We start from the raw sequence: 16,847 nt of genomic DNA, 5'->3' as shown, positions 1-16,847 counted from the left end.
CATCCGTCACCCGTCATCCGTCATGTCGGCCGCAGTGTCCGATTTCCGCCAGCGGCACCCCCGCACGGAGGCGGACACTGGACGGCGTGATGGAGGAGGACACCAGGTACGAGGCCGTACGCAGCCGGGACGGCCGGTTCGACGGGGAGTTCTTCTTCGCCGTCGACACGACCGGGATCTACTGCCGTCCCAGCTGCCCGGCCGTGACACCCAAACGGCACCACGTGCGGTTCTATCCCACGGCCGCCGCCGCGCAGGGCGCGGGCTTCCGCGCCTGCCGGCGCTGCCGGCCGGACGCGGTGCCCGGCTCCGCCGACTGGAACGTACGGGCGGACGCCGTCGGGCGGGCCATGCGGCTGATCGGCGACGGCGTGATCGACCGGGAGGGCGTCGCCGGGCTCGCCGCGCGACTCGGCTACAGCGAGCGGCAGGTGCGCCGGCAGCTCATCGCCGAGTTGGGCGCCGGGCCCGTCGCGCTCGCCCGTGCCCAGCGGGCGCACAGCGCGCGCGTCCTGCTCCAGACCACGGACCTGCCGGTCACGCAGATCGCGTTCGCGTCCGGGTTCGCCAGCGTGCGGCAGTTCAACGACACGATGCGGTCCGTCTACGCCGCGACCCCCAGCGAGCTGCGCGCCACCGCCCGCAGGGCACGGGGCCGCCGCCCCGCGGCGCCCACCGCCGGGATCCCGCTGCGGCTCGCCCACCGGGGCCCCTACCAGGCCGGCCCCGTCTTCGACCTGCTGGAACGCGAGGCCGTGCCCGGCGTCGAGGAGATCGGCGGTACGCCCGGACGGCGGACCTACCGGCGCACCCTGCGCCTGCCGCACGGCACCGGGACCGCCGCCGTGGACGAGCGTTCCGGCGCGCCGCGGGCCGGGTCCGGAGCGCATCCCGGCGGCTGGCTGGAGGCCCGGCTCCACCTGACCGACCCACGCGATCTGACCACGGCCGTGCAGCGGCTGCGCCGGCTGTTCGACCTGGACGCCGACCCGTACGCCGTCGACGAGCGGCTCGGTGCGGACCCGCGGCTGGCCCCGCTGGTCGCCGCCCGGCCCGGCCTGCGCTCGCCGGGCTCGGCGGACCCGCCGGAGACGGCGGTCCGGGCGTTGGTGGGACCGGCGGCCGCCGCGGAGCTGGTACGGCGCTACGGCAAGGCACTGGACGCTCCCACCGGCACGCTGACCCACCTCTTCCCCGAGCCGGCCGTGCTCGCCGAGGCCGAACGGGACGGCCCCCTGGGCGTCCTGGCCGCCGCCCTCGCCGACGGCACGGTGCGGCTGGACCCGGGAGCCGACCGCGACGACACGCACCGGGCACTGCTCGCCCTGCCCGGCCTGGGTCCGGCCGTGGCCGCCGCCATCCGTACCCGGGCCCTCGGCGACCCCGACGTGGCCCCGCCCGGCGCGGACACCCCTGAAAGCTGGCGCCCCTGGCGCTCGTACGCCCTGCGGCACCTGCGTGCCGCCGAAGAGCTGGAGACCACCCCATGACCACGCACACGCACTCGACGGTCACCGGTACGACCTACTGGACCACCCTCGACAGCCCGCTGTGCCCCCTGCTGCTGACCGCCGACTCCTCCGGGGCGCTGACCTCGCTGTCCGTGCCAGGCCAGAAGGGCGGTCGCGAGGTCCGGGCCGACTGGCGGCACGACGCCGGGCCCTTCCGCGCGGCGGAGGAACAGCTCCGCGCCTACTTCGCCGGTGAACTCAAGGAATTCCGGCTGCCGTTGCGCACCTCCGGCACCGCGTTCCGGGAGCGGGTGTGGGCCGCCGTCGACGACGTTCCGTACGGCTCGACGACCACGTACGGCGAGATCGCCGCGCGTATCGGCGCTTCCCGCGCGGCTGTTCGGGCCGTCGGCGGCGCCATCGGCGCCAACCCGCTCCTGGTGCTGCGCCCCTGCCACCGCGTGATCGGCGCGGACGGTTCCCTGACCGGCTACGCGGGCGGCCTGGAGCGGAAGGTGCGACTGCTCACGCTGGAGGGCGTGCTGTAGGCACCGGCGTGTCAGCCGTGCCTGTAGGCACCGGCCCGTCAGCCGTGCCGCTCACGGGCCACCCAGCCCCGTTCGTAGGCGTGCCAGCCCAGTTGCAGCCGGGTGCTCACCCCGGTCAGCTCCATCAGCCGCTTCACCCGGCGCTGCACGGTCCGCAGGCCCAGGTCGAGTTGCTTGGCGACGCTCGCGTCGGTCAGACCGGCCAGCAGCAGCGACAGCACCTCCAGGTCGATGGCGTCGGGGCCGTCCCGGCCCTCCTCGGTCACACCGGACGCCCCGAGCCGCAGCGGCAGCGCCTGCCGCCACACCGACTCGAACAGCCCGTAGAGCAGCTCCAGCAGGCCGCTGGCGTGCACGACCAGCGCGGTGGGCTCCGGGGTGTGCGAGGTGAGCGGCACCATGGCGAGCGTCCCGTCGGCGACGACCAGTTTGGTCGGTACGGTCTCGACGACCCGCACCTGCTCGTCGCGGCTGAGCGCGGCGGTCAGCTCCGTGACCCCGTTCGGCTTGTCCAGCACGGCGCGTTCGAGCACCACCCGGTAGCGGACCCCGCGGGCGGCCGCCTGCTCCTCGGCGTGGTTCTCCATCGAGGAGACGGCGATCGGGTTGCCCGTGACCAGCGCGCACACCTCCTCGCTCGCCCCGAGCTGGAGCTGGAGGAAGCGCTGCGCGACCGCGGGGGCGCCGGTGACCACCTCGACCAGATCGTGCACCGCGGGCTCGGAGGCCGCCGCCCGGTACTCCTCGGCGAGCAGCGCGGCGGCCAGCTCCGCCCTCTCCAGCTCGTGGCGGTGCTGGGTGAGCAGTGCGCCCAGCGCCACCCCGGGCGGCGCGGCCACCCAGCGGCCGGGCCGGGCCGAGGACTGGGCCGCGAGTCCGTGCCGCTCCAGACGGCGCAGGGCGTGCTCGGTGTCCCGCTCGCCGAGCATCAGCCGCCGTGCGAGATCGGGGACTTCGGCGGCGCCCACGGACACCAGAGCCCGGTACGCCGCCTCGTGTGTCTCGTCCAGACCTATCGCTGCCAGCATCAGCTGCTGTCCCTCCCCTTTCGGACCCCTGGCATCACGTTCCGCGGCGCGTCGGCGGTGGCGGGAAACAGCCACGGCGCAAACCCGCCGCGGCACATCATCGCTGTACCACCGGTCACTCTGACAAGGTGGCGCCACCGAAGCACCGACGGGTGCCTGGTGTCCAGCCATGGACGTGGCCTGCACGGATACGCACCCCGTGCGGGCGGCCGGGGCAACTGACGGCCCCGGCCCGCAGCGCCCGGGCCGGGCACCGCGGGCCGCGTCGGGGCGTTCCGGACGGCGGTGTTTCGGCCGACCGGACCGTGATCCGGACCAGGATCACCCATGTACCGCCGGACGGCTCCTCCGTGGGGGGTGGAGCCGTCCGGCGACTTCGTCGCGCCCCGGGATGGTTCGGTCCACCGGATTTGCCGATGCCCCGTTCTCACAGGGCCCGTGCGGTGGACAATTGGCGGCATGAGCCAGCAGGGGGGAAGGCCCACCGGTCAAGAGGACGACTGGTGGGGGCAGTTGTACGACGACTCCGCCGAGGACACCGGCCCCGCGGCCGGGGCCGATTCCCTGGACGACCGCTTCGCCTCGGCGTCCGGAACGGTCGACGGCCCCCCGCGGGACGCGCCGCTACCCACCCCACGCCCACCGGACCCGGCCCCGGACTGGTGGCGCAGCACCCCCGAGGACACGGCGTCGGCAGCCGACCGGGGTTACGGGCCGGTGGAGCCCGAGCGGCCGTCGCGGTCGGCCACGCCGGCTTCAGGGGTTGCTTGGGGTTCAGATCCGGGGGAGTCCGAGCGGTCGTCCCGGTCCTCCTCTCCCGCCGAGAGGGCAGCCGCGGAGGCTGACCGGGATCCCCGGACGGGGACGCCGGATCGGCCGCCTCAGCCATCCGCGCCTCCGGAGGGGCCGGCTTCGGGGGGTGCTTGGGGTTCTGGGCCGGTGGAGCCTGGGCGCGGGCCTCGGTCGCCTCGGCCGTCCGCACCGGCGGAAGGGCCGGTGTCGGGGGCTGACCGGGCTGACCGGGGTTCCGGGCCGGTGGAGCCCGAGCGGCCGTCTCGGCCGCCCGCGTCGGCTGAGGGGCCCGCCGCGGGGGCAGCTTGGGGTTCCGCGCCGGTGAAACCATCTCAGCCGCCTGCCTCCTCTGGGGGGTCGGCTGCGGCGGCTTCCTCTTCCGATGCGGTGGCCGAGGATTCTGGTCCGATGGAGCCCGAGTGGTCGCCTCGGTCGTCCTCTCCCGCCGAGGGGGCGGCTCCGGGGCCCGCCTGGGACCCCGGGACGGGGACGCCGGAGCGATCGGTTCAGCCGCCCGTCACCTCCGAGGGGACCGTCGAGGGCTGGTCGTCGGGCCCCACCGAGTCGACCCACCGGGGAGGTACCGGCTCCGGCCCGGGCGGTCCCTCGCCCAGGGACGCCGCCGACCCGGCCTGCCCCGCCGCGAGGCGGCTTCCGTCCACGCCCCCGCCTCCTCCCGCGCCCCCGTCACCTTCTTCGCCTCCGTCCGCGCCCGCAACCGCCTCTCCATCCCCGTCCACCCCCTCGCCCCCTTCCGCACCTCCGGCCGCCCCTCCACCTCCGTCCGCTTCTCCGCGTTCCTCCGCACCCCCGCCGCCCTCCACGCCTCCCTCCCCGCCGGAGCCTTCATCTGTCGGGGCCGTGGGCGGCTCCGGACGTGAGGTGGGCGGTGGCGAGGCGTACGACCCACCAGCCGCCGGGGAGGCGTACGCCGTATCGGGTGGCGCGGAGGCGGAGGAGGGTCCGGCCGCCGGGGAGGCGTACGCCGTATCGGGTGGCGCGGAGGCGTACGACGTACCGGCCGCCCGGGAGGCGAACGCCGCAACGGGCGGTGTGGAAGCGCACTCCGCACCGGCCGCCGGTAAGGCGCACTCCGCACCGGCCGCCGGTAAGGCGTACTCCGTATCGGGCGCCGGGGAGGCGCATGTCGCACCGCCCGACGTCGGGGCGCACGTCGCACCGCGTGTCCGGGGTGGCGGCGTTGTCGTCGGGTATGTCGGGGCCCGGCCGCCCACCTACGCGGCCGAGCCCACCGCGTTGCCCGGGGCCGAGCCGGACGGGCTGGACGTCACGGTGCCGGACACCGTGCTGGACGGGGCCGCCTACGGGGCGTGCACGCTGCGGGCGGTGTCGATCCGGGGGGACTCCGCACGGTACCGGGGCGAGTCGCGGCGCGACGCGCTGCTCACCGCCCGCTTCGGCGCGGGGGACCAGGCACTGGTGATGGTCGCGATGGCGACCGGCGCCCGCGCCACCCCGGGCGCGCACCGCGCGGCCGGCGAGGTGTGCCAGTGGATCGCCGAGGCCGTGGGTCGCAGCCACGCACGGCTGGCCGAGGACATCCGCGCGGCCCGGCGCGGCGACCTGAAGTCGGGGCTGCACCGCCTCACCGACCGCAGCCTCGGCAGACTCCGAGCGGGCGCCGCCGAACAGGGCGTGGAGCCGGAGCAGTACACGGCCACCCTGCGCTGCCTGCTCCTGCCCGCCGACCCCGACTGCCGCGTCCGGGTCTTCTTCGGCGTCGGCGCCGGCGGCCTGTTCCGGCTGCGCGAGGGCGAGTGGCAGGACATCGAACCTGGCGTCGCCGAGACCCCCGGCCACCCCGTGGTCGGCTTCGGCTCGCCGCCGTCCGAGACCCCGGACGGCGACCGGCTCACCCTGGACCTCGGCATCACCACCCCGCCGAACCCGTACGACCCGGCCCCGGAACCGCCCCGCGAGCCCTTCCGCTTCCGTGCGTCCGTGGCCCAACCGGGTGACACGCTCCTGATGTGCACCGCCGGTCTGGCCGACCCGCTGCGCGGCGAGCCCGAGCTGTGCGCCCACCTCTCGCGACGGTGGTCCGATCCCGCCCCGCCGGGCCTCGCCGCCTTCCTGGCGGACGCCCAGGTGCGGGTCAAGGGCTACGCGGACGACCGTACGGCCGCTGCCGTGTGGGAGGCGTGAGCGCCGGGCCTGTGCCTTCATGGAGGCGGAGGATCCGCGGCAGACCGAAGGGGTGTCCGAGCGCCATGGCCAAGCAGAGCGTCGCAGAGCAGTTCGTCGACATCCTCGTCCGCGCCGGAGTCAAACGCCTGTACGGCGTGGTCGGGGACAGCCTCAACCCGGTCGTCGACGCGGTCCGCCGCAACGCCGCCATCGACTGGATCCACGTCCGCCACGAGGAGACCGCCGCCTTCGCGGCCGGCGCCGAAGCCCAGATCACGGGCCGTCTGACGGCCTGCGCCGGCTCCTGCGGTCCCGGCAACCTGCACCTCGTCAACGGCCTGTACGACGCCCACCGCTCCATGGCCCCGGTCCTCGCCCTCGCCTCGCACATCCCCTCCGGAGAGATCGGCCTCGGGTACTTCCAGGAGACCCACCCCGACCGGCTGTTCGCCGAGTGCAGCCACTACAGCGAGCTGATCTCCAACCCGAAGCAGATGCCCCGGCTGCTCCAGACGGCCATCCAGAACGCGGTGGGCCGCAGCGGCGTCAGCGTGGTGTCGCTGCCCGGCGACATCGCCGCCGAGCCCGCGCCCGAGAGGGCCGCCGAGACCGCCATCGTCACCTCCCGGCCCACCGTCCGGCCCGGCGACGCCGAGATCGACCGGCTCGTCGAGATGATCGACGAGGCCGACAGGGTCACCCTGTTCTGCGGCAGCGGCACGGCGGGCGCGCACGCCGAGGTGATGGAGTTCGCCGAGCGGATCAAGTCCCCGGTCGGGCACGCGCTGCGCGGCAAGGAGTTCATCCAGTACGACAATCCGTACGACGTCGGCATGAGCGGGCTGCTCGGCTACGGCGCCGCCTACGAGGCCACCCACGAGTGCGACCTGCTGATCCTGCTCGGCACCGACTTCCCGTACAACGCCTTCCTGCCCACCGATGTGAAGATCGCCCAGATCGACGTCCGGCCCGAGAACCTCGGCCGCCGCTCCAGGCTCGACCTCGCGGTGTGGGGCGATGTGAAGGAGACCCTGCGCTGTCTCGTGCCGAGGGTGCGGGTCAAGACGGACCGGCGCTTCCTGGACCGGATGCTCAAGAAGCACGCGGAATCCCTGGAGGGGGTCGTCAAGGCGTACACGAGGAAGGTGGACAAGCACGTCCCGATCCACCCCGAGTACGTGGCCGCCGTCCTGGACGAAGTGGCCGACGACGACGCCGTGTTCACCATCGACACGGGCATGTGCAACGTCTGGGGTGCCCGCTACATCTCGCCCAACGGACGCCGCCGCATCATCGGTTCCTTCTCGCACGGCTCGATGGCCAACGCCCTGCCGATGGCGATCGGCGCGCAGTTCACCGACCGCGGCCGGCAGGTGGTGTCCATGTCCGGGGACGGCGGCTTCGCCATGCTGATGGGCGACTTCCTGACCCTGGTGCAGTACGACCTGCCGGTGAAGGTCGTCCTGTTCGACAACTCCTCGCTGGGCATGGTGGAGCTGGAGATGATGGTCGCGGGCCTGCCCGCCTACGGAACGGCCATGAAGAACCCCGACTTCGCCGCCGTCGCCCGCGCCTGCGGCGCCCACGGCGTCCGGGTGGAGAAGCCCAGGCACCTCGCCGGTGCCCTGAAGGAGGCCTTCAGCCACAAGGGCCCCGCCCTCGTGGACGTCGTCACCGACCCCAACGCCCTGTCGATCCCGCCGAAGATCAAGGCCGAGATGGTGACCGGGTTCGCGCTGTCGGCCTCGAAGATGGTGCTGGACGGAGGCGTCGGCCGCATGGTGCAGATGGCGCGCTCCAACCTGCGCAACATGCCCCGGCCGTAGGCCCGTCGGGACAGGGGAGCGCCGGACAACTGGCGTGGGCCATTCCACATGACTGGCCCGCGCCCGACGGGGCATGGATCTCCGTGAACGTGTTCGAACTGGAGGGGAACCGACATCGGCACGCGGACGGGGGCCATGAAGAGGCAGGCACGAGGGGGCGGTCCCGCGACGGTCGGGGCCTCCTCGGCTCGGACGACGGAGGAACACACGCAGAGACCGGCGGGCGGAGAGAGGGACGGCCTCCCGGGACGGCCCGTCCCGCCGCAGCTCAGACGCAGACTGGGGCGGGCCGACCTCAAGGCGGTGCCCGAGGCACGACGGGCGCTGCGCGCACTGCTGCGCCACTGGGGCAGGCCCGGCACGTCGGAGGTCGCGGAACTGCTCACCAGCGAACTGGTCACCAACGCGCTCGTCCACACCGACGACGACGCGATCCTGACGGCCACCGTGTCACCGCGCGGACTGCGCGTGGAGGTACGGGACTTCGTGGCCCGCCGGCCCAGACCCCGGACACCGGGGACGGGCGACGGCACCGGCGGCCGGGGCCTGTTCCTGGTGCAGTCCCTCGCGGACACCTGGGGCGTGTGCATGCACGGGGTCGGAAAGTCCGTCTGGTTCGAACTGGGCGCGGACGCCGCGTGAACGGGTGGGGGGCGCGGCCCGCAGGCCGCGCCCCCCACCCGTTCACCGGTCCAGTCGACTCGTTCCTAGCCGAACTGCTGCTCCAGGTCCTTGAGCTTGCGCTCCAGGGAGTCGAGGCGCGGCAGGGCCATTGTGTCGTCCTCCGCGGTGAGGTCGACGGCTGAGCTCTCGGATCCCTTGCGGACGGGCTGAAGGGACGGACGCGCGCGCACGGGAAGCTCCGCCGCCGCTATGGCAGGCTCCGCGGTGACCTGCGTGGAGCCGCGCTCCAGGGCCTGCTGCTCGACGGGCCGACCGCCCCGGCCGATGAAGCCGCGGTGGCCTCGGCTGAGCGCCTTCAACTGCGCCCGCTCCATGCGCTCCTGATCGCGCCGCAGCCGTCGGCTCTCCGCCTTCTGGCGCTCGTCCTCGCGCACCTCGTCGACCGCCTCGTCCAGGCTCCGCACGCCCTCCAGGAGCATCAGCGACCAGGCCTTGTAGGTCTCGCGCGGCGCCCGCAGCCAGCGGACTATACGGATCTGCGGCAGCGGGCGCGGCACCAGACCCTGCTCGCGCAGGGCGGCCCGGCGGGTCTGCTTCAGCGCGCGGTCGAACAGGACAGCGGCCGAGAGCGACATGCCCGCGAAGAAGTGCGGCGCCCCCGCGTGGTCGATGCCCCTGGGCGCGTGCACCCAGTTGAACCAGGCCGCGGCGGCGGCGAACATCCACACGAGTATCCGCGAGCCGAGCGCCGCGTCACCGTGGCTGGCCTCGCGCACGGCAAGCACGGAACAGAACATCGCCGCGCCGTCCAGACCGAACGGCACCAGGTACTGCCAGCCGTCGGTCAGGCCGAGGTTCTGCTCGCCGAAGCCGACCAGGCCGTGGAAGGAGAGTGCCGCGGCCACCGCCGCACAGCAGAACAGCAGAACGTAGGAGGCCGTGCCGTAGATGGCCTCCTTGCGCCTGCGGCGCTCCTCGTTGCGCTCCCACGAGTCGTCCGCGCTCGCGTTCTCCCCGGAGGAGCGCTTGCCGCGCGCGATCACCGCAACCGCCGCCAGCACGCCCAGGAGCAGCACGGCGCCCGGAAGCAGCCAGTTCAGCGATATGTCGGTCAGTCTCATCTGGGGTCCCTTGCATTGGGATAGGGCGTAACGCCCGCCATAGTGGCCCAATCCCGTCGGCCCTCAGGGGTTTTCGGGGCAAGAGGCCGCCAAGGAGGTGCAAGGGGATGCCCGGGGCGGCGTTCTGCTCGAACCGCCGCTTGAGGGGCGGGAGTTGAGTTCGAATAAGACTACCCGTACCGGTGGTTCCGCGGAAAGTTCCCGTGGCAGGTGAGGAATTTGTGAATCACCTGTGACCTTGTGGGTGTCCCAGTCGCGAGTGATCTTACGCGATCGCTGGGGTGCGCCGGACCGTCAGGGCGGTTTCAGTCCGGTGTGACGAGGGCTCAGCCGGCCGCCGTGGCCGTCAGCTTGGCGATCCGGTCCGCGTCGCGGGTGCGCGGGCAGGTGACGCAGAGGTCCTCGGGGCGCACGGTGTAGAACATGCAGCAGCTGGCCCGGTCGCGGGTGGGCAGGGACTCGCCGTCCGGCCCCGTCAGTTCCCGGAAGGCGGCGGAGCCGACGTACGGCCGGGTCGCCCCCGGCAGCAGCAGCTCCAGTTCGCGCACCGCCCGCTCCTGTTCGCCGAGCAGATGGGCGACGTACCAGAGTCCCTCGACGACCTCGTCGGTCGCCATGCCCCACAGGGCGCGCCCGCGCCGCCGCATACGCGGGCCGAATCCGGCCAGTACCGGCTCCAGGTGCTCGGCGACGGCCGAGCGGAGTTCGGCCCGCAGCGCCTCCTCGTCGCGGACGACGCGCGCGCCGGGCAGTGCGGCCGCCGGGTCGCCCGGCAGGCAGGCGAAGGCGGCGGGGCGTACGGCCATGCGGCCGGCGGCGCGGTCGTAGGAGACGTGGGTCACGGGGAGGCGGGGCACCCGGCGGTGCAGGAACCAGGGCACGGTGAACAGCAGGCAAGTGGGCCAGGCGTAGCGGTGCAGCCCGAAGCTCGCCACGACGTCCGGCCGGGCGTGCGTGCCGTAGTCCCGCAGCACCTGGGCGTCGTCCCAGGCCAGGAACGCGTCCAGGCCCCTCCCGCCCGCCGCGAGGGAGGCGGCCGAGGTCCAGCCGCCGCCGTCCGGGACGCTCTCGCCGGGGCCCGTCTCCGTCACCGCGAGTCCGGGGAAGGCCTCGGTGAGGCGGGCGTAGGCGTCCGCTACGGCCGAAGAGGGCACAGGCATGCCGGACCACCGTTTTCACGTTCGATTGTAGGTAAGGCTTACCTTACTTCAGCTGATCGGAATGTGAAGCCTTGGCCTACAGCGCCTAAGGTGCTTGACGGCAGAGCGACAAGCCGCCGTAATGACCCCAAGCACCCCAAGCACCCCAAGCACCCCAAGCACCGCGAGCCCGGAGGAGAACCGTGAAGCAGGGCGCACAGGACTCCGCCGGCACCCGGGCCCCCGGGGCCGGCCGGGGCGCCGTGCCTCGCGTGCCGCGCCAGCCGCAGGTCGCGGATCTGCGGCGGGAGCAGGCAGCCGGGGAGCCGCGGCGGGACCAGGAGGCCCCCGGGGCCGCGGACCTCCCTCGGGCGGGCGTCCGCGGCGAGCACACGCACGGCGAACCGCCCGTCCCGCACCCCCGGCCCCTCGTGCGGCGCTCCTCGGTACGCGGCCAGATCCTGCAGGCCCTGCGCACCGCCCTGGTGGCGGGGGAGCTGAAACCCGGCGAGGTCTACTCGGCACCCGCGCTCGGCGAGCGGTTCGGGGTCTCCGCGACCCCCGTACGCGAGGCGATGCAGCAGCTCACGCTGGAGGGCGCCGTGGAGGTCGTGCCCAACCGCGGCTTCCGGGTGATCGAGCGGGGCGACCGCGAGCTCGCCGAACTGGCCGAGGTGCGGGCCCTGCTGGAGGTGCCGGTGATGCTGCGGCTGGCCCGCCGGGTGCCCGTCGAGCGCTGGGACGAACTGCGCCCGCTCGCCGAGGCCACCGTGCGGGCCGCGTCCTCCGGGTGCCGGGCGACCTACGCCGAGGCCGACCGCGCCTTCCATCGCGCGGTGCTGTCCCTCTCCGGGAACGACCAGCTCGTCCAGATCGCCGAGGACCTGCACCGCCGTGCCCAGTGGCCGCTCGTCGGCGGCTCCGCGCGCCCGGCCCGCGCCGACCTCGTCGCCGACGCGGCCGAGCACACGGCCCTCCTGGACGCCCTCGTCGCGCGGGACGTCGACGTGGTACGCGCCCTGGTCGCCGAGCACTTCGCGGGCGCGGACTGAGCAGGCGGTCATGCGGTGCGGGCCGGCGCGCGGTGACACGTGGTGGCGGTGTTCCGCCCGTCAGTCGTCGCCGCCCGACTGCGTGGCCGTCTTCGAGTAGGCGTCGTGCCAGGCGGCCTTCGCGCCCGAGTCGCCGATCCGGTACACGTCGACGACCGCACCCGCGGCCACCACCACGGACAGGACGACCGCGGCGACCCGGAGCACCGAGCCCGCGCGCGTCCCCCCGTCCGGTGCGGGCGTCCGGCGGGATATCCACCAGACGCCGGCCGCCAGCACGAACAGGCCGAGGACCCACGGGAGCAGCCCGTCACCCAGCTCCGCGTGCCGGCGCACCAGCGCGTCGCCGCTCACATGGCGTTCCAGCCACTCCCCGGCCTGTGTGGTCAGCGGCACGCTCACCAGCGTGACCAGGGCGAGCAGTGGCAGCACGAGACCGAGGCGCCGGGCGGCCTGCGGCCACACGGCGCAGAGCACGAGCGCCAGGGCGCTGAGAGGGACCAGGACGACGACTGCGTGGACCAGCAGCACATGGGCGGGAAGTCCGTTGACCAGGCTCATCGGGCGATCCTCCGGAGCGACCGTGGGGGGTGCGCGCGGACACCGTCGGCCGTCCGCGCGTTGGGGCTGGTCAGCCTGGCACAGCAACCTCTCAGGTTCCTCTGAGAAGCAGTCGCCTCGTGGGTCTCTCAGGCCGTGGCCGCGCCCGGCGCCGGTGTCGGTGGTGCCGGGGTCAACTGCTGTGCCAGCCACGTCGGTACGCCCCCCAGCAGCCGGAACAGCCGTCGTGCCTCCTCGCGCAGGCGGGACGCCTCCGGTTCGGTCTCCGTGTCGGCCAGGGAGACCAGGGCCGGCGCGGTGCCGACGAGGTAGCCCAGTTCCTCGCGGATCCGCAGCGACTCGGCGAACCCGTTCCGGGCCTCGGCCAACTCGCCGTCCCGCATCGCCAGTCCGGCGAGATGGCGCCAGGTGAAGGAGAGCAGCAGCGGATCGGCGTGGGCGATCGCGCCCGCGTGCGCGCGCCGGTACGCGGCGTGCGCGGCCTGCGGGGAGCGGGTGAGGTTCTCGGCGATCAGTCCGCGCCGGAAGTCCAGCAGGGCCCGTCCCGGTACCCCGGGCGGGATCAGCGCCGCGGCCCGGCCGAGCGCCGACCGCGCCTCGTCCGCCCGGTCCCGTACGCCGTGCAGCGTGGCCGCGTAGGCAAGGTACCCGCGTTCACAAGCGGCGGCGCCCCGCTCCTCGTCGGTGTGGGCCAGCGCCTCGGCGGTGCGCAGCGCGTCCTCGGCCTCCTCCCAGCCCGCCTCGGTGTAGAGGCAGCGTTCGACCAGCAGTGCGGTTCTCTGCAGCGCCGCGGCCGCGGTGGCCGACTGGAGCAGCGCCGCCGCGTCGGCCCAGCACGCGCGTGAGCGCAGCCGCCATACCGCGGTCTGGAGTGGATCGTCACCAGGGGTCGTTCCGTTACCAGACATGGCGGTATGCGCCACGTTGCCCTCCCCGAGCACGCCATCGAGCCTTGAGTGGTGGCGGCATCTCAGCACGAAATCCGTGGCCCGGCCAAGAGGATGGGTGAAAAATTTCACAAAGTCGTGGGACGGAGGAGGCCGCAGGTGGCGTGCCGTGCCCGTCCGCCGCGGTCTCAACTCATGCGCAGCGCCAGGAAGAAGTCCAGCTTGTCCTCGAGGCGGGACAGGTCACGGCCCGTCAACTGCTCGATACGCCCGACCCGGTAGCGCAGCGTGTTGACGTGCAGGTGGAGCCGGGTGGCGCAGCGGGTCCAGGAGCCGTCGCAGTCGAGGAAGGCCTCCAGGGTGGGGATCAGCTCGGCGCGGTGCCGGCGGTCGTAGTCCCGCAGCGGGTCCAGCAGCCGCGCGGTGAAGGCGCGGCGCACGTCGTCCGGGACGAAGGGCAGCAGCAGGACGTGGGAGGCCAGCTCCTGGTGCCCGGCCGCGCAGACGCGGCCGGTGCGCGCCGCCGCGACCCGCCGGGCGTGCCGGGCCTCCTCCAGCGCCCCGCGCAGCCCCTCGGCCGAGTGCACGGCCGCGCTGACGCCCAGGGTGAGCCGCCCGTCGTCGTCGAGGCCGGCCGACAGCGGGTCGCGCACGGCCTCCAGCAGCGCGTCGGCGAGGATCCCGGTCTCGGAGCCGTCGTGCTCGGCCGAGACGGCCGGGAGCGGGACCAGCGCGACCGCCTCGTCGCCCGTGTGGGCGACGGCGATCCGGTCGGACGGCTCGGGACCGGTGCTGTGGGGGTCGACGAGGATCTCCTCCAGCAGCGACTGGGCGATCGGCCCGCCCTCGTTCTCCTCGTCGTCCCACTCGACCCGGGCCACGACCACCTGCCAGTACGGGGCCGCCCCGAGGCCGGGCAGCAGCACCGGCGCGGCGACCCTCAGCCGCGCGGCGATCTCCGCGGGCGGCGCGCCGCTCTGCACCAGCTCCAGCACCTCCTGGGCCAGCCGCCTGCGCACCGTGCGGGCCGCGTCCCGGCGGTCCCGTTCGACCGCGATCAGCTGGGTGACGCCCTGGAGCAGATCCAGCCGCTCCTCGGGCCACTCGCCCGCGTCCGCCTCCACGGCCAGCAGCCAGTCCGACAGCACCGTCTCGCGCACCTCCCGAGCGGCCCGCGGGGAGCGGCCGCCGCCGCGGATGGGGAACAGGGAGTACGTCGTCGGGCCCAGCGTCACCCGGTGCGGGCCGCGCCGGCCGGTGCGGGCGGCCGCCAGGTGCTCGGCGGCGAGCCGGGCGCACACGTCGGCGGGCAGCGCCGGGCCCGCCACCTTGGGCCCGGCGATCAGCCGGCCGGTGGGGGAGAGCAGCCAGGCCCGCAGGTCCAGGTCGGAGCCCAGCAGGTCCAGCACCACGTCCGGGCCGCCGCCCGCCGGGCCGGCCGTCATCATCCTGCGGTGGCGCTCCACCACGGCCGCCAGGTCGCCGGCGCGCTCGCCGGACACCTGCCGCACCACGTGCTCGGTGATCGTCGCGAACGCCACCGACTCGTTCACCGCGAACAGCGGCAGCCGGTGCCGGGCGCAGGCCACCACGAGGTCGTCGGGCACGGGCCCCAGTTCGGCCTCACCGGCCGCCAGGGCGGCCACCCCGGCCCGCACGAGGATCCGTACGAACGGCTCGGAGTCGGCGGCGTCCCGGCGCCAGGCGAGCCCCGACAGCACCAGCTCACCGCCGGAGAGGTAGCGGCTGGGATCGCGCAGGTCGGTGGTCATGACACCCCGGACGGTGCGGTCCAGCTCGTCCTCCCCGCCGAGCAGCTTCAGGCCCAGCGCATCGGTGTCCAGCAGTGCGCGCAGCCGCATTCTCGTCGCCGCCGTTCTGTGTCTAGAAAACTACGATGGATCAAGTGGCGAGGGCCCGGCCGCGCGGCCGGGCAGCAGCTCCGCCAGGAGGTGAGTCCGCGTCCCCTCGGCCACCTCTGTTTCCAGGGGAACCCAAGAGGTTTCTGAAGACCTCGGTTCATACGAATCTACAAGATGCCCGCGCCGACCAGCCAAACCCTTCATGTTTTCGGTGACTGACCGAGCCGGAGCGGTCAACGGTGTACTGACTCCACTCCGCGTAAAAGGGACAGGAACGAGCCGGGCCCGCCGCACACGGATTGGCTCAATCTGTACGACTCACGAGACGGAAGAAGAGAGCCGGTCATGGACTTCCTTCGCCCCGCCAGCTGGGAGGAGGCGCTCGCCGCGAAGGCCGAGCACCCCGCCGCTGTGCCGATTGCCGGTGGCACCGACGTGATGGTCGAGATCAACTTCGACCACCGCCGGCCCGAGTATCTGCTCGACCTGAACCGCGTCCCGGATCTCTACGAGTGGGAGGTCGGCGAGGACGCCGTGCGGCTCGGCGCCTCCGTTCCGTACTCGAAGATCATGGAGAACCTGCGGGCCGAGCTGCCGGGCCTGGCCCTCGCCTCGCACACGGTGGCCTCCCCGCAGATCCGCAACCGCGGCGGCGTCGGCGGCAACCTCGGCACCGCCTCCCCGGCCGGCGACGCCCACCCCGCCCTGCTGGCGGCCGGCGCGGAGGTAGAGGTGGAGTCGGTCCGCGGCTCCCGCCGCATCCCGATCGACGCCTTCTACACCGGCGTCAAGCGCAACGCCCTGGAACCCGACGAGCTGATCCGCGCCGTCCACGTCGCGAAGGCCGACGGACCGCAGCAGTTCTCCAAGGTCGGCACCCGCAACGCCATGGTCATCGCCGTGTGCGCCTTCGGCCTCGCCCTGCACCCGGAGACCCGTACGGTGCGCACCGGCATCGGCTCGGCCGCGCCCACGCCCATCCGGGCCAGGGCCGCCGAGGAGTTCCTGAACGCGGCGCTCGACGAGGGAGGCTTCTGGGACAGCGGGGAGATCATCACCCCCTCCGTCGCCCGGCAGTTCGCGCAGCTGTGCTCCGCCGCCTGCAACCCGATCGACGACGTCCGCGGCACCGCGAGCTACCGCCGCCACGCGGTGGGCGTCATGGCCCGCCGGACGCTCACCTGGACCTGGGAGTCGTACCGCGGCGCCCGCCGAACGAACGAGGGAGCGGCGTGATGCGCGTCAACTTCACCGTCAATGGACGCCCCCAGCAGGCCGACGACGTCTGGGAGGGCGAGTCCCTGCTGTACGTGCTGCGCGAGCGACTGGGGCTGCCCGGCTCCAAGAACGCCTGCGAGCAGGGCGAGTGCGGCTCCTGCACGGTGCGCCTGGACGGCGTGCCGGTGTGCTCCTGCCTGGTCGCCGCCGGGCAGGTCGAGGGCCGCGAGGTCGTGACCGTCGAGGGCCTGGCGGACTACGCCAGGCAGCGGTCCTGCGGCACGGGCGCCTGCGGTACGACGCTGGAGGACGCCCAGCGGTGGCAGCCGCGGGGCGCCGGCGCGCAGACCGGCGTGGAGGGCGAACTCTCGCCGGTCCAACAGGCGTTCATCGACGCGGGCGCCGTCCAGTGCGGATTCTGCACCCCGGGCCTGCTCGTCGCCGCCGACGAGATGCTGGAGCGCAACCCCAACCCGACCGACGCGGACATCCGCGAGGCCCTGTCGGGCAATCTGTGCCGCTGCACGGGCTACGAGAAGATCATGGACGCGGTCCGCCTGGCGGCCGCCCGGCAGTCCGAGGGGGTCTGA

General features: G+C 73.9%; 15 protein-coding genes. 8 read left to right on the top strand and 7 right to left on the bottom strand.

The genetic code is table 11. The features are described 5' to 3' along the window. Positions 1–89 precede the first annotated feature (89 nt). Together TNCT6_RS05285 and TNCT6_RS05280 are read left to right on the top strand one after the other, a co-directional pair. On the top strand, positions 90–1,490 hold the full coding sequence (locus TNCT6_RS05285) for a DNA-3-methyladenine glycosylase 2 family protein (RefSeq protein WP_172633183.1): 1,401 nt from the start codon (positions 90–92) through the stop codon (positions 1,488–1,490). Next, complete coding sequence (locus TNCT6_RS05280) at positions 1,487–1,999, top strand: methylated-DNA--[protein]-cysteine S-methyltransferase (RefSeq protein WP_141357065.1); 513 nt, start codon at positions 1,487–1,489, stop codon at positions 1,997–1,999. The genes TNCT6_RS05285 and TNCT6_RS05280 overlap by 4 nt, the downstream gene beginning before the upstream one ends. 38 nt (positions 2,000–2,037) lie before the next feature. Here the strand turns inward: TNCT6_RS05280 and TNCT6_RS05275 are convergent, their stop codons facing one another. Together TNCT6_RS05275 and TNCT6_RS42025 are read right to left on the bottom strand one after the other, a co-directional pair. Then, positions 2,038–3,027 carry a LuxR family transcriptional regulator gene (locus tag TNCT6_RS05275; protein WP_141357063.1) on the bottom strand — a complete coding sequence of 330 codons (990 nt, stop codon included), beginning with the start codon at positions 3,025–3,027 and terminating at the stop codon, positions 2,038–2,040. Positions 3,028–4,325: 1,298 nt separating this feature from the next. After that, positions 4,326–4,481: a hypothetical protein gene (locus TNCT6_RS42025; RefSeq protein WP_172632804.1), complete on the bottom strand. Its 156-nt coding sequence runs from the start codon at positions 4,479–4,481 to the stop codon at positions 4,326–4,328. 199 nt (positions 4,482–4,680) lie between these two features. On the opposite strand from TNCT6_RS42025, the gene TNCT6_RS42020 reads away from it, so the two are divergent. The 3 genes from TNCT6_RS42020 (at position 4,681) to TNCT6_RS05260 (ending at position 8,435) form a co-directional block, all read left to right on the top strand. Then, on the top strand, positions 4,681–5,985 hold the full coding sequence (locus TNCT6_RS42020) for a protein phosphatase 2C domain-containing protein (RefSeq protein WP_373996152.1): 1,305 nt from the start codon (positions 4,681–4,683) through the stop codon (positions 5,983–5,985). A gap of 65 nt (positions 5,986–6,050) precedes the next feature. After that, positions 6,051–7,793, top strand: coding sequence for a pyruvate dehydrogenase (locus tag TNCT6_RS05265; protein ID WP_141357059.1), 1,743 nt, complete (start codon positions 6,051–6,053; stop codon positions 7,791–7,793). A 135-nt stretch (positions 7,794–7,928) separates the two neighbouring features. Then, positions 7,929–8,435, top strand: coding sequence for an ATP-binding protein (locus TNCT6_RS05260; RefSeq protein WP_141357057.1), 507 nt, complete (start codon positions 7,929–7,931; stop codon positions 8,433–8,435). Positions 8,436–8,500: 65 nt separating this feature from the next. Here TNCT6_RS05260 and TNCT6_RS05255 read toward each other — a convergent pair whose 3' ends face one another. Both TNCT6_RS05255 and TNCT6_RS05250 read right to left on the bottom strand, forming a co-directional pair. Then, entirely contained in the window at positions 8,501–9,538 is a 1,038-nt protein-coding gene (locus TNCT6_RS05255) for a DUF2637 domain-containing protein (RefSeq protein ID WP_141357055.1), read from the bottom strand. Positions 9,539–9,864: 326 nt separating this feature from the next. After that, a complete protein-coding gene (locus TNCT6_RS05250) occupies positions 9,865–10,698 on the bottom strand; it encodes a (2Fe-2S)-binding protein (protein ID WP_141357053.1) in 834 nt (277 codons plus the stop codon). Between the two features lie 182 nt (positions 10,699–10,880). On the opposite strand from TNCT6_RS05250, the gene TNCT6_RS05245 reads away from it, so the two are divergent. Then, positions 10,881–11,729, top strand: coding sequence for a GntR family transcriptional regulator (locus TNCT6_RS05245; RefSeq protein ID WP_141357051.1), 849 nt, complete (start codon positions 10,881–10,883; stop codon positions 11,727–11,729). A gap of 60 nt (positions 11,730–11,789) precedes the next feature. On the opposite strand, the gene TNCT6_RS05240 is transcribed toward TNCT6_RS05245, so the two are convergent. The 3 genes from TNCT6_RS05240 to TNCT6_RS05230 all read right to left on the bottom strand — a co-directional run bounded on the left by TNCT6_RS05240 (position 11,790) and on the right by TNCT6_RS05230 (position 15,039). Further along, complete coding sequence (locus TNCT6_RS05240; protein WP_141357049.1) at positions 11,790–12,290, bottom strand: DUF2231 domain-containing protein; 501 nt, start codon at positions 12,288–12,290, stop codon at positions 11,790–11,792. Between the two features lie 128 nt (positions 12,291–12,418). Next, a complete protein-coding gene (locus TNCT6_RS05235; RefSeq protein WP_141357046.1) occupies positions 12,419–13,198 on the bottom strand; it encodes a hypothetical protein in 780 nt (259 codons plus the stop codon). Positions 13,199–13,365: 167 nt separating this feature from the next. Further along, positions 13,366–15,039: a PucR family transcriptional regulator ligand-binding domain-containing protein gene (locus TNCT6_RS05230; protein WP_141357044.1), complete on the bottom strand. Its 1,674-nt coding sequence runs from the start codon at positions 15,037–15,039 to the stop codon at positions 13,366–13,368. Positions 15,040–15,384: 345 nt separating this feature from the next. Here TNCT6_RS05230 and TNCT6_RS05225 point away from each other — a divergent pair, with 345 nt between their 5' ends. Beyond that, entirely contained in the window at positions 15,385–16,275 is an 891-nt protein-coding gene (locus TNCT6_RS05225; protein ID WP_141357042.1) for a xanthine dehydrogenase family protein subunit M, read from the top strand. Then, a complete protein-coding gene (locus TNCT6_RS05220; RefSeq protein ID WP_141357040.1) occupies positions 16,275–16,847 on the top strand; it encodes a (2Fe-2S)-binding protein in 573 nt (190 codons plus the stop codon). Before TNCT6_RS05225 ends, TNCT6_RS05220 begins: the two co-directional genes overlap by 1 nt.

Origin of the sequence: Streptomyces sp. 6-11-2, from assembly GCF_006540305.1 — a bacterium.
GTDB lineage: Bacteria > Actinomycetota > Actinomycetes > Streptomycetales > Streptomycetaceae > Streptomyces.
This window is presented reverse-complemented; position numbering and strand designations above follow the sequence as displayed.

What these genes read in the sequence shown, in the direction of transcription:
- TNCT6_RS05265 (WP_141357059.1), top strand. Translation starts at nt 6,051, where the DNA reads ATGGCCAAGCAGAGCGTCGCAGAGCAGTTCGTCGACATCCTCGTCCGC.
- TNCT6_RS05235 (WP_141357046.1), bottom strand. Translation starts at nt 13,198, where the DNA reads ATGTCTGGTAACGGAACGACCCCTGGTGACGATCCACTCCAGACCGCG.
- TNCT6_RS05230 (WP_141357044.1), bottom strand. Translation starts at nt 15,039, where the DNA reads ATGCGGCTGCGCGCACTGCTGGACACCGATGCGCTGGGCCTGAAGCTG.
- TNCT6_RS05220 (WP_141357040.1), top strand. Translation starts at nt 16,275, where the DNA reads ATGCGCGTCAACTTCACCGTCAATGGACGCCCCCAGCAGGCCGACGAC.
- TNCT6_RS05240 (WP_141357049.1), bottom strand. Translation starts at nt 12,290, where the DNA reads ATGAGCCTGGTCAACGGACTTCCCGCCCATGTGCTGCTGGTCCACGCA.
- TNCT6_RS05260 (WP_141357057.1), top strand. Translation starts at nt 7,929, where the DNA reads ATGAAGAGGCAGGCACGAGGGGGCGGTCCCGCGACGGTCGGGGCCTCC.
- TNCT6_RS05275 (WP_141357063.1), bottom strand. Translation starts at nt 3,027, where the DNA reads ATGCTGGCAGCGATAGGTCTGGACGAGACACACGAGGCGGCGTACCGG.
- TNCT6_RS05225 (WP_141357042.1), top strand. Translation starts at nt 15,385, where the DNA reads ATGGACTTCCTTCGCCCCGCCAGCTGGGAGGAGGCGCTCGCCGCGAAG.
- TNCT6_RS05250 (WP_141357053.1), bottom strand. Translation starts at nt 10,698, where the DNA reads ATGCCTGTGCCCTCTTCGGCCGTAGCGGACGCCTACGCCCGCCTCACC.
- TNCT6_RS05280 (WP_141357065.1), top strand. Translation starts at nt 1,487, where the DNA reads ATGACCACGCACACGCACTCGACGGTCACCGGTACGACCTACTGGACC.
- TNCT6_RS05255 (WP_141357055.1), bottom strand. Translation starts at nt 9,538, where the DNA reads ATGAGACTGACCGACATATCGCTGAACTGGCTGCTTCCGGGCGCCGTG.
- TNCT6_RS05285 (WP_172633183.1), top strand. Translation starts at nt 90, where the DNA reads ATGGAGGAGGACACCAGGTACGAGGCCGTACGCAGCCGGGACGGCCGG.